Source organism: Tepiditoga spiralis, from assembly GCF_014701195.1.
Taxonomy (GTDB): domain Bacteria; phylum Thermotogota; class Thermotogae; order Petrotogales; family Petrotogaceae; genus Tepiditoga; species Tepiditoga spiralis.
The window spans coordinates 244,012-256,749 of sequence record NZ_AP018712.1; the positions used below are offsets into that span (position 1 = coordinate 244,012).

Below are 12,738 nucleotides of genomic sequence, written 5' to 3' on the forward strand. Positions count from 1 at the left end.
CTCCTTTCTTATTTTTTCCATCCTTTTTTTACTTTGAAATTTTTTAAATATTCTAACATACTACACAACTTTAAATATTGACAGTATTCGCATTCATAGTATTTTTCTCCAGTTTTTCTATTTCCATATTTCTCTGAAGTTTCTTCTAAAAACCTTTTTATTTCTCTATCTTTTATTGAAATAGGGTCAAAGTTTGATTCTTCAATATTTGATAATATTTTCTCAAACCAATTTTCATACTCTTTTAAATCTAAGGCAAGAAATTGTTTGCTATTACCTTTTTTCTTTATTATAAACATATCTTTTTGTATTTTTATAAACTTATCTCCCATTTTTCCAGATCCATCTAATGGTTGAAACTTTAAATAAACATCTTTATTCTTTAAATCAAACTCTTTTGAATTTTCTAAAACCTTATAGTATAAAAATAATTGTTCACTTTGAAATGATGCTTTATTTTTATAATCAATAATAGAATAAGCTTCTGGTTTTAAATTATCTTCAAATTGATCCATTAAATATATATAATTTCCATTAGTTTTATCAATTCTATCAATTCTAGCCTCAGCCTTTAACTTATATTTTCCAATTTTTATATTAGTTTCTTCAAAGTATTCTGTTTTTAAAACATCAGAATAGTTTAACTTTAATTTTTTACCCATGTTTATATAATCTTTTAAAATTTCACCTATTGATTCATACAATTCCTCAGATATCTTTTCTATTTCAACTTCTTTTATTGCAGAATATTTTTCAAGTCCTTCAGTAATCATTTCTTTCCAAATTTCTTCAATAATATTTGAAAGTTCATTAATTAATTTTTCTCTATTCAAATATAAATTATCCATATGATCATAATATGGATATTCTCCAAATAAAGTTTTCATAGCAGCATGTTTTATCAATCCTTCAGAAAAGATATTAAAATCTTTATCTCCTCTTATTTTAGCTATGTAAGATAAATAATATCTAAATGGACAGTCAACATAAGTTGAAACTTTGTTATGACTTATAGTTCCAATTTTAGTTTTTTCATTTATTTTCCATTTATTATTTTTTATGTTTTCTTTTAAATTTTTTACTTCTTTGGTTAAATTAAAATCTTTATTTTGAAGTATATAATACATATCCTTTTCTAATTCAGAAAAAATTTCATCCGCATCTTTTGGAATAACTTCTTTTTTTTCTCCATACATTTTTACTTCTTTTATATCAAAATATTTGAAAAATTCTTTTTCATATGGTGAAGATAAAATAGGTTCTCCATCAAGAGTAGAAATAGGTGTAGAAAAAATTATATTTTCTGAAAAAATCATTGATATAAACAAACTTCTTCTATGCATTTTTTCTGATATTTTCAAACTTTCATTAGCTATATTCATTGAAGTTAAAAAGGGATTAATACTCACTTTAGGGTAATTATTTTCAGTAAAATCAATAAAATATTTGTATTTTTTATTAACAAATCTTGAATCGCTCAAATTCATTATTTCAATTGTATTTGAATACTTTTCTGAACTTCTAAATTTTTCTATTTCACATAAATCATTTATTATTCTATAAAATTTAGAAATATTTATTTTTTTATCCCCAATAATTTTTTCAAGAGTTCTTTCAGTTTTTATCAACATTTTAGAAAACTCTTTTAAAGCTATTATTTCAGAATTTATAACTTCAAAATTTTCATATTTTTTCAAAGTTTTTATTTCTAAAATTTCCTCTTCTTCCCATTTTTTTAAAAACTCTCTATAAGTTGATACATTAAAGTTTTTTGAAGATTCTTCTATTTCTTTAAGTAGTTTGAAAAGATCTTCGGACACTCTCAACAATTCATTTAATGTTTCCAATTCTCTTTTAACTCTTTCTGATTCTTCTGTGTTTTTTATCGAATATTTAAGTTTATTTATTTCATCTTCAAAAGCTGAATTCCATTCGTCTTTTCTTTTTTTTAAAGATGATTTAGAACTATAAAAAAGATTTAATTTTTTTAAATATTTTTCAAATTCATCAATATTTATATTGATTTTACCACAATATCCACTTTCAATCATTGCAAGCATATCTTCTATTTCATATCCTCTAACCACAGTTTTCAATGGTTGTAATAAAATAGAAACTATTCTACTTTGAGATAAAGGATTATCATCTTTAAATCTATGAGGAACATTTATTTCATCAAAATAATCACTAAACATCTTGGCTGTCATTGCATCAGAAACAACTACCCCTATTTCTTCTGGTTGAATTCCAACTAAAATTTTTTTCTTTATATCTTTAGATATTTTTTCAACTTCTAAAACAATGTCAGAAGTTCTATAAATTGAAATATTCTTTTCTTTAAATACATCTTTTAATAAAATTTGCTTTCTTTTAGAAACTTTAATTTTATCATCCATAAATTTATAAAAACCTTTTAAAGATTCAAAACTTCTATCTTTAAGCATTTCCCAAGCATATATATGTGAATTTTCAAAAGAATCAACTAATTTTTCTAATACTTTTGAAGTTACAGGAGATATATCAAAAAAACCAGATATTACTATATTTTTCCCTAATTTATCTTTAAAGTTAGTATAAAACCATTTATAAATACTAATAGAATCATAATTTTGCCCTATATTAATTTCATCATTAAATTTTTTATTTAAAATATTTTCTAATGATTCTTCTAATTTCTTATATAGTTTATAAAAATTAGTATTAGTTTCCATATTTTCTAAGTTTAAATAAACATTAGAGTAAGTTAAAGCTTTTTTATCTTCAATCTTATTTATTTCCCATTTTTTTTCAAAGATATCTAATATATACTCTGTTGATTTTGTAGATTTAGAAAGTACATTTACATACTTTGAAAATTCCACATCATTTTTTTCTCTTTCTATTAAATCTTCTATTTCTTTTTCAATGTATATCTTTAAAAAATCTCTATCAATTATAATTGAAGTTGGATTATAAACTTTAAAAATTTCCGTTATGTATTGATTTATAACTCTAAATCCATCTCTATTTATTGTTTTATTAAGTTTTTTTGCAACTCTATCTGCAACTTGTTTAACATAAAAACCAGAAGGTCCTATAAAAAGAAAATTTAAAGGATCTTTTTCATATAATTTTTTAACTTTTTCTGCAACTTCATCAAAATGAGTATTTTTTAATTCAAAAAAATCAAAATTTATCATAGCTAACTTACTCACCTTCTTTTTAAATGCTAATATATTTTACCATATTTATTTGAATTTAAGCAGAATTTATTAGTTAATCCTTAAAAATTAAACATTAAAAAGAAAATTTAACTTAAATGATATGAATTTTTTTTCATTTTATATGTTATAATATCGTGGAAGTTTCATAAATTATAAAAAAGGGGGCTTATTCATGAAAAAGTATACAAAGACACATGAATTCGTTTCTGTTGATGGAAATGTGGCAACTGTAGGAATTTCAAATCATGCAGCAGAAGAACTTGGAGATATAACTTACGTTGACTTACCAGAAGTTGGAACAGAATTATCAAAAGGAGATACATTATGTTCTGTTGAATCAGTTAAATCAGCAGCTGATGTTTACGCTCCTATAAGTGGAAAAATCGTTGAAATTAATGAAGAATTAGATGCTACTCCTGAAATTATCAATGAAGATGCAGAAGGAAAAGGTTGGATTGTAAAAATCGAACTTTCTAATACTTCTGAACTAGATGAATTATCTGATACCGATGCAGAATAAATAAAAAAAGAGTGTTTAAAACACTCTTTTTTTATTCTTCTATAATTTGATTTTCTTCATTCTTAAATTCATCATCTTTTAATTCTTCATTTAATTCTTCATTCTTTTCTTCTTCAGTTTTTTCTGGTCTCACCCATATATTTGTTTTTCTTTTATCATCATATATAAATTGAATATCTTCTGGAATTTTTATAGTATCTGCGTATTTTGTAATCACTTCAACTATTAAATCTTTAGGCAAAGAGGTTATAAACCATATATCAGATAAATATACTCTATTATTTTTTCTAACTGCAGATTTAAAAACAGCACTTTCTATTGCTTTCAAAAATATAGTGAGAGGTTCTTCTTTTTCAAAACCTTTTCCAGTGTTTTCTCCAAAAACTTGAGACATACTTCACCTCCTCATCTTTCTCTAAGTGAAACTTCAATATTGTTTAGTTTTTTCAACATTTTATTTTCAACTCTATTTACATCTTCATCAGTTAAAGTCCTATCTGATGCTCTATAAGTAATAGTTATAGTAATACTTATTTTATCTTCATCCATATTTTTTCCTTTGTATATATCAAATATACTTATTTTTTCTATTATCTTTCCTGATTTATTTATAATTTCCTCAATTTCACTGAATGCAACTTTTATTGGAACTATAAAAGAATATTCTCTCTTTATTGCTGGATATTCATAATTTTTATTTTCTTTTGTTAAAGGTACCTTTAATTCAAATAACTTTGATAAATCTAATTCACCAATATAAACTGGTGCTTTTATTCCATAAAACTTTTTAGCATAGTCTTTATCCACTAATCCTATAAAACCTACTTTTTCTTTATCAACAAAAATTTCTGCAGTTTGAGAATAAGACATACCTTCTATTTCTACTCTTTTATACTCTGGAATTATATTTAATTCTTTAAATAATGTATCAACAGCTCCCTTTAAAGTATAATAAGAAACTTCTCTCTTATCCGTAAAATCATCTGGGTTTTCTCTTCCAGTTGCACCAATAGATAAGTGTAAGGTTTCTTTTATCTTACTTTCTAAGCTTTCATCTTTTGAATAAACATTTGCAATTTCAAAAAACTTTACATCTCTATTCTGATTTCTAAAGTTGTATGAAATACTTTCAAGAACTCCATAAGAAACTAAAGGTCTCATATATTCATATTCGGCTGAAAGTGGATTTAATAATTTTATTTCTGATTTTTCCATCCACATTTTTTCAATATTCATAAAAGAGTACGTCATTATTTCATTGTATCCAGTGCTTCTCACGATATTAGAAACTTCATCTTTAAAAGATACAACTGCACCCTTTGTACCTGCTTTCATTACTGTTTCTGGAAAAGATGATTCAATATTATGATAACCATAAATTCTTCCCACTTCTTCAACAATATCTATTTCTATTGAAAGATCATGTCTATTTGTTGGTACAGTAACAACCCATCCAAATTCTGTTGTTTGATATTTAAATTCAAATGAATCGTATATCTTTTCCACTTCTTCTTTTGATATTTCAACACCAAGCCTATCTTTTATATATTCATATCTAGCCTTTATAGTTTTTGGTTCTATAATATTTGGATAAACATCTACCATTTTGCCATCTGATTTTCCATTTGCAAGTTCAGATATGAGTTTTACCAACCTTCCCATAACAAACTCTGCATCATTTGGATCTACACCTCTTTCAAATCTAAAAGATGCATCTGTTTGAAGTTTATGATATTTTGATGTTTTTCTTGTATTTACAGGATCAAAATGAGCTACTTCTAATAAAATTCTTTTTGTGTTTTCATTTATTCCACTGAGTTCTCCACCCATAACTCCACCAAGTGCTAATATTTTTTCACCATCTGTTATTAAAGTTTCTGTTCCGTTTAATTCATATTTTTTTTCATCTAAAAGTAAAACCTTCGTCCCTTTTTCGCCTTTTTTTACAACTATTTGATTTCCAATTAAATCCATATCAAACGCATGTACTGGATGACCTGTTTCAAGCATAACATAATTTGTTATATCTACTATATTATTTATACTTCTTATACCAGCAGATGCCAATCTTCTAACTAACCATATTGGAGAAGGTCCAATCTTTATATCTGTCATTATAGCTGCTGTATATCTATTACAGTCTGTTGTTTCCAACTTTATAGGAAATACATCTGTTTTTTCAAGTTTTGTATATTCTGGTAATTTAAAATCTGTACCAGCATTTATTGTTTCTAACTCTTTTGCCACACCAACATATGAAAGTAAATCTGGTCTATTTGCAAAAACTTCTATTTCAATAACTTTATCATTTATTTTAAAGTATTCTAAAAAATCTGTACCAGGCTTTACATCTTCATTTATTTTATAAACACCATGAGCATTTTCTTCAAGCTCAAACTCTTCAAGAGAACAAAACATTCCTTGAGAAAAAACTCCACGCATCTTTCTCGATTTTATCTTAAAGTTATCTTTTAAAACAGCCCCATCAACAGCAACTGGAACTGTATGACCTGGTTTTATACTCAAATCGTTAGTTACAATTATTATAGGTTCTTCTTCACCAACATCAACTGTACAAACCTGTAGTCTATCTGCATCTGGATGACCTTCTGTTTTTAATATCTTACCAACCTTTACTTTTTTTACACCCTTTGCTATTTCATCAACCGTTTCAACATTCGTTGTATGTTGTTTTATCTTATTTACAATTCCAGTTTCATCTTCTTTTAACTTTATATAATCACTAATCCATTCCATTGATAATCTCATTCAAATCACTCCTAATCTATGAATCTTATATCATTTTTATAAAGTTCTCTCATATTAGAAATACCATACTTCAACATAGCAATCCTTTCAACACCTACACCAAAAGCAAAACCTTGCCACTTTTCAGGATCATATCCAACATTTTCAAGAACCTTTGGATGAACTAATCCTGCACCAAGTACTTCTATCCAACCAGTTCCTTTACAAACATTACAACCTTTTCCACCACAGTTCATACAACTTACATCTACTTCAAATCCAGGTTCTACAAATGGAAAATAACTTGGTCTTAAAAGAACTTTTGTATCTTCATTATCAAATATTTTTTTAGTCAATTGTTCTAAAAACATCTTTAAGTTTCCAACAGTAACCTTCTTATCTATAAACAAACATTCAAGCTGATGAAACATAGCTGAATGAGTTGCATCTATTTCATCTTTTCTATAAGTTCTACCAGAAGAAATTATTGCAAGTGGTGGTTCCTCTTTCAACATAGTCCTTATTTGAACTGCTGAAGTATGAGTTCTCAATAAAAGATCATCTTCTAAATAAAATGTATCTTGCATTTCTCTTGCTGGATGCCATTCTGGAGTGTTTAAAGCATCAAAATTAAACCAAGGTTCCTCAATTTCTGGACCTTCTACAACAGTAAAACCAAATTGCGTAAAAATTTCATATATATCTCTTATTGTTTTTGCTATCAAATGTTCTTTTCCAAAACTTCTCTCTGCACCATGAGCCGTAACATCAACCCAATTTTTTAACTCTTCTTGTTTTTTTATTTCTTTTTTTATTTCATCTAACTTCCCATTCAATAATCTTTCTATTTCTTGTTTTAATTCATTAACTTGCATTCCATATTCTTTCTTTTTTTCTGGTTCTATTCTGCCAATGTTTTTCATTAAGGCTGTTATTTGACCTTTTTTACCAAAGTACTGTGCTTTTATATTTTGAACTTCTTGAATTGTCGAAAGAGATTGAAGCTTTTCTTTTAATTCTTCAATCATTGTTGTCTTGTCTATCATTTTCAATTACCTCCCCGGTTTTTTCATCTTTACTTTTTTCTTTTATAAAGTTATATTTTTTTAATAATATTAAAGATACAATTAAATTTATTATCATTGAAACTATAAATATAAAATAAGTATCATTTACAAAAGGAATAAAAACTAATATTATTAAACTCATAGCTCTAAAAATTTTATTTTGAAAAATATTTTCTATAAAAACTATTGAAACTCCTATAAAAAAAGGAATAGATATTGTTGAATAATCAAAAAAATATGAAGTTAAATAAATAAAAAAAGATAAAATTGAAAACATAAATATTGGAATTATAAATTGTTTTTTATACTTAAAACTCAATAAAAAATATTTTTTTGAAGAAAAAGGTCTATAAACAAATCCTAAAATAGCTATAAATATTGCAAAAATAAAATAATAAACATCTTTTGTAATTTCAAAAACTCTTGATCTTTTTAATGTATCACTTTCTATAAAAGTAGGAACTATAACTTTTTTTTCTAAAACAGAAATATTTGAAGCAATTATTTTTAAATCTGGAAGTATTTTTCTAAAGTACTCAGTATTTTTAGGTATATAAACTAACATCTTACCATCACTATATTTTATAACAGCTTTTGCATATTCTGGCATGCTATTCATTTCAACAAGTTTTTCCTTGTTAAAAAGTACTTTACCTATATATATAATTTTTTCATTCTCAAAAATTTTATTAGAAATATCATTTAAAAAATATATTAATAAAAAATATATAATAAAAATAAAAAATACTTTTTTTATTTTCACTCTTCTCCTCCCCTCAATAAAACTTTTCATTGTTTTCTTCAATATTTATTTTTGTCTTTTTAATTCTAATATCAAATAATTTTGCTTTTATTTCTTCTTCAATATCATCATAAATTTTTCCAGTATTTATATCTTCATAGAAAAGTCCATTTTCTAAATAAATTTCATTTTCTTTTTCATCCAATAAAGTATCTACTGTAGCTTCAAATAATTCAGAAGAATTACTTATAACAAGAACAGCACCTTCTTTTTTATAATCTTCAATAAGTTTAGATATCTCATAAAGTTCTTTTTTATTAACTTCTTCAACAGTAGCAAAAATAAAAACTAAGTGTCGCCTCTGAGGTTTATTCTTTAAAATATTTAAAATACTATCTTCCCATAACTCTGGAGAAACTATGTGAGTAAACGTTCTACCTATCCATGTTGATTTATCTAAAACAAGATTATTTATAGTAACCTTTTCTGCAAATTTCTGTGGTTCACAAATTAACTTAAAAAAATTTTTTGAAAGTTTTTTTACATTTTCTGTATAAATTCCTAAACAATTTCCTTTTTCTAATGTTATTTCTGGAAATTCAATACTTGGATTTAAAATTCTCAGAATAACATTGTTTACTTCAGACATTATTATTCCTCCTGTTTTTTCTCAATTCATTTACAATTTCCAAAGTATTAAAATCATAAACCTTTGATGAATTAATAGTAGAATATCTATCTTTGCCAACATATAAAGAAGGATTAAAATTATTATTTAAATTTTCATGAACTTCAATAACTTCACCAACTACAAAATCATGATCTCCAACATTAATAATATTATTTAATACACATTCAAATGAAAAATAACCTCTTACATATGGAGTTTTTATTTTATTTGATTTAACAATTTCAATATTTAAATTTTTTATTTTATCAAATTCTCTACCAGAAATCCTTCCAATTTGTTCTATCATTTTAGAATCTTCAAAATTATAAAAAGTAACAGAATACTCTTTATACTTTGTTAAAAAATCATAGGTATATCTCGTTTTTTTTATTGCAAAACCGAATAAAGTTGGATTAATAGACAGTGGCGTACTCCACGCAACAGTCATTATATTATAATTTTTTTCATCTCCAGCCATAACAGTACACACGGGAAGAGCAATATTTCTATAAAAACTTTTTATATCCATAAAAGCACCTCTTTAAGAATATACATTTTTTATACATACTTTCTATTATACATTAATAAAATTAAATTTTCAAAACAATAATTAAATTATATACTTAAAATCAATGTAAAAATGATTTGATATAATGAATGTGAATATTATTTTATTATTTTATTGGAGGTGTAGTATGAAAATATTTTTAGACACGGCAAATATTGAACAAATTAAAGAAGCACAAAAATTAGGAATAATTGATGGAGTTACAACAAACCCTACATTAGTTTCTAAAGAAAATGCAGTTTTTGAAGAAAGAATATCAGAAATTTGTGAAGTTGTAAAAGGACCTGTAAGTGCAGAAGTTACTTCAAGCAACGCTGAAGGAATGATTGAAGAAGCTAGAAAATTAGCAAAAATTAGTGAACATGTAGTTGTTAAAATACCAATGACTCAAGAAGGAATAAAAGCTGTTAAAGTCCTTTCTGCTGAAGGAATAAAAACAAATGTGACTTTAGTTTTTAGCGCATTACAAGCTATATTAGCAGCAAAAGCAGGCGCAACATATGTTAGTCCTTTTATAGGAAGATTAGATGATATAGGACATATGGGAATGGAATTAATTGAACAAATAGTACAAATTTTTAAAAATTATGATTATAAAACAGAAATAATTGTTGCAAGTGTAAGACACCCCGAACACGTTCTTGAAGCTGCAATAGTTGGTGGAGATATAGTAACCGTACCATTTGCTGTTATTGAAAAAATGTTTAAACATCCAATGACAGACTTAGGACTAGAAAGATTCAATGCTGATTGGAAAAAATATCAAGAATATATGAGTAAAAAATAAAATTTTAATATAATAATTATTAAACCTTTAAAACAAGTGAGTTTCAACTTTTGAAACTCACTTGTTTTTTTGAAAACATAAAAAATTTTTTTATTTTATTTCTATTATTTTAGTAGCTATATTTTCTATAAAATACCTATCATGTTCTATAAAAATCATAGTTGGTTCATACTTTAATATTGCTTTTTCGAGTTTTAATCTGGTTGGTATATCTATATAATTAAGTGGTTCATCCCAAATTAAAACAGTAACTGGATCTACTATACTCAAACATAAATCAATTTTCTTTTTTTCACCATCACTAAATTCTTTTGCTTGTTTATCAAGTATTTCACCCCTCACTTCAAAATTTCCAAGAATTTGTCTAAATTTATTTTCATTTATTTGCTTTTTTTGAATATATTCATATAATGTTGTATCTTCCCAATTTGATACTTGTTCTACTCTTGAAAAATTTATGAATTTAGGTTTATATATATTTCCGCTTTTAATATTAATTTCATTAAAAATAGCCTTTAATAATGTTGTTTTTCCACTTCCATTTTTTCCAAAAATAGCTATTCTTTCTTTTTTGTATAGTGTAAGATTAAAGTTTTTTAAAATAGTATTATTTCCATATTCAACATTTAAATTATAAATTTGAAGTAATTTATTTGGAATTTTATTTGAATTAAATATTTTTAATTCATAATTTTTTTCTACATTTTTTAAAAGTCCTTTTTGTTCTTCAATATTTTTTTGAATATTTAACTCAAAATTTTTTGACATTTTCATTAATTTTTTTGCTTTACCCCCAACATAGCCTTTGTCTATAATACTTGTATCTGGATGGTATTTTTTAAATTTATCTTTTTCTCGATTATTAGCCCAAACTTTTGATCTAATCAAGGCTTCTTTTAAATTTTTTACTTTTTTCTCTATTTTTTCATTCTTTTTCTTTTCAAAATCTTCTTCTAATTTTAAGTTGTATTCTAATTCGCTATAATTTGTATTTAATAATTTTACATTAGATTTATTAATTGATATTATATGGTCTATACAAAGATCTAAAAAATACCTATCATGAGAAACAACTAAAAAATTTTTCTTTTTAGAAAGATACTTTCCTAGTTGTTCTCTTGAACTTATATCAAGATGATTTGTTGGTTCATCTATGAGCAAATAATTATCTTTTCTTAAAAACATTGCTATTATCATTATCTTAGTTTTTTCTCCACTACTCAATGTTTCATATGGTCTTTTTAATAGTTCTAACTTTAATCCCATTTTATTAAATTCTTTTTCAATTAATGTATCTATAATAAATCCATTTAAAAATGTATATTTTTCTAAAACTTCACCGTATTCATTTATATTTTTATTTTGTAATAAATAATCCATCTTTTTTTCCATATCTGAAAATGGGGCTATTAAATTTTTTAGAATATCATATGTTAATGTATATTTTTTTTCAATTTTAAATGGAAAATAACTAACTTTAATTGGAATATTTATTTCTCCAATGCTTGGTTCTAAATCTCTTTTTAAAAGTTTTAATAAAGTAGTTTTTCCCCTACCATTTTTTCCAACTAAACCACATTTCCATTCAACATTTATTGTAAGATTCAAATTTTGAAATATGAGTTTATACGGTGATGTATAATAAAAAGATAAATTATTTAATTTTATATTAGCCATAGTTAATCACTCCTTTTAAAATAAGAATTAACTAACTACGGTTAATCACTATTTCCCGTAGTTAGTATTAAAGATTAATTTTATTATTCATGGGATTACCTCCTTTATTTGATTTTTATACTATTTTTTTAAACTCTAAAATATTTATAAAGATGCTAAATCACAATTATTTTTCCAAATTACTGACTTTGTCATTGATAATTGTATAATATTCATCTTCTAAAGCATTAATTTTATTATGTATATTTATCTTCATCAAAAAAATTAATCTATTTCATTATAACATATTTCATTTGATTTCAAAATTTTACGTATTATATAATATTTTATATAAAATGATTTTAGACGATATTTTTTCTTAAAAATTGTAACATTGAATTTTTTTATTTATAATGTCCTAATTCCAACCATTTCCATCTTAATGTGTTTCATGTAGTACTATGACCTCTACTAAATTCTACTAGTTCAACTAAATACCACTGCATATACTGCTATCTCTAAGTCATTATTTGTATGAGATATAAATATAAAAGATTGTTAAATTCAAGATTAAAAAGTTAGATAAGAACAGTAAATTTTTTATAAAAAAATATATTCAAAACTTAGAAATAAAATATTTAATGATCTTGTAATATTTGTTGCTATAATCGATAAATTAACTTATAGAGATTATATTGTTAATATAAACATAGTCATGATTAAAATAAAAGAAGAGTTGATAAAATCTTTGAATTGTGATTGAATGGATACATAAAA

Annotated in this window: 10 protein-coding genes; 2 read left to right on the forward strand and 8 right to left on the reverse strand. The window is 24.4% G+C overall.

Annotation, left to right across the window (positions count from 1 at the left end; all coding sequences use genetic code 11):
* Window positions 1-8: 8 nt before the first annotated feature.
* A complete protein-coding gene (locus IGS63_RS01170; RefSeq protein WP_190615227.1) occupies window positions 9-3,179 on the reverse strand; it encodes a PD-(D/E)XK nuclease family protein in 3,171 nt (1,056 codons plus the stop codon).
* Window positions 3,180-3,375: 196 nt separating this feature from the next.
* On the opposite strand from IGS63_RS01170, the gene gcvH reads away from it, so the two are divergent.
* Window positions 3,376-3,723 carry a glycine cleavage system protein GcvH gene (gene gcvH, locus IGS63_RS01175; RefSeq protein WP_190615228.1) on the forward strand — a complete coding sequence of 116 codons (348 nt, stop codon included), beginning with the start codon at window positions 3,376-3,378 and terminating at the stop codon, window positions 3,721-3,723.
* A 31-nt stretch (window positions 3,724-3,754) separates the two neighbouring features.
* On the opposite strand, the gene IGS63_RS01180 is transcribed toward gcvH, so the two are convergent.
* The 6 genes from IGS63_RS01180 to IGS63_RS01205 are packed head-to-tail and all read right to left on the reverse strand — an operon-like array spanning window position 3,755 to window position 9,479.
* Window positions 3,755-4,117 carry a hypothetical protein gene (locus IGS63_RS01180; protein WP_190615229.1) on the reverse strand — a complete coding sequence of 121 codons (363 nt, stop codon included), beginning with the start codon at window positions 4,115-4,117 and terminating at the stop codon, window positions 3,755-3,757.
* A gap of 11 nt (window positions 4,118-4,128) precedes the next feature.
* On the reverse strand, window positions 4,129-6,492 hold the full coding sequence (pheT, locus tag IGS63_RS01185; protein WP_190615230.1) for a phenylalanine--tRNA ligase subunit beta: 2,364 nt from the start codon (window positions 6,490-6,492) through the stop codon (window positions 4,129-4,131).
* Window positions 6,493-6,503: 11 nt separating this feature from the next.
* Window positions 6,504-7,517: a phenylalanine--tRNA ligase subunit alpha gene (pheS, locus tag IGS63_RS01190; RefSeq protein WP_190615231.1), complete on the reverse strand. Its 1,014-nt coding sequence runs from the start codon at window positions 7,515-7,517 to the stop codon at window positions 6,504-6,506.
* Window positions 7,492-8,301 carry a hypothetical protein gene (locus IGS63_RS01195; RefSeq protein ID WP_190615232.1) on the reverse strand — a complete coding sequence of 270 codons (810 nt, stop codon included), beginning with the start codon at window positions 8,299-8,301 and terminating at the stop codon, window positions 7,492-7,494. The genes pheS and IGS63_RS01195 overlap by 26 nt, the downstream gene beginning before the upstream one ends.
* A 13-nt stretch (window positions 8,302-8,314) precedes the next feature.
* Complete coding sequence (locus IGS63_RS01200; protein WP_190615233.1) at window positions 8,315-8,929, reverse strand: hypothetical protein; 615 nt, start codon at window positions 8,927-8,929, stop codon at window positions 8,315-8,317.
* The gene (locus IGS63_RS01205) at window positions 8,922-9,479 is read right to left on the reverse strand and encodes a flavin reductase family protein (protein WP_190615234.1); all 558 of its coding nucleotides are present in this window, start codon (window positions 9,477-9,479) and stop codon (window positions 8,922-8,924) included. Before IGS63_RS01205 ends, IGS63_RS01200 begins: the two co-directional genes overlap by 8 nt.
* A gap of 166 nt (window positions 9,480-9,645) precedes the next feature.
* On the opposite strand from IGS63_RS01205, the gene fsa reads away from it, so the two are divergent.
* Window positions 9,646-10,305, forward strand: coding sequence for a fructose-6-phosphate aldolase (gene fsa / locus IGS63_RS01210; RefSeq protein WP_190615235.1), 660 nt, complete (start codon window positions 9,646-9,648; stop codon window positions 10,303-10,305).
* A gap of 90 nt (window positions 10,306-10,395) precedes the next feature.
* Here fsa and abc-f read toward each other — a convergent pair whose 3' ends face one another.
* Window positions 10,396-11,982: a ribosomal protection-like ABC-F family protein gene (abc-f, locus tag IGS63_RS01215; RefSeq protein WP_190615236.1), complete on the reverse strand. Its 1,587-nt coding sequence runs from the start codon at window positions 11,980-11,982 to the stop codon at window positions 10,396-10,398.
* Window positions 11,983-12,738: the final 756 nt, after the last annotated feature.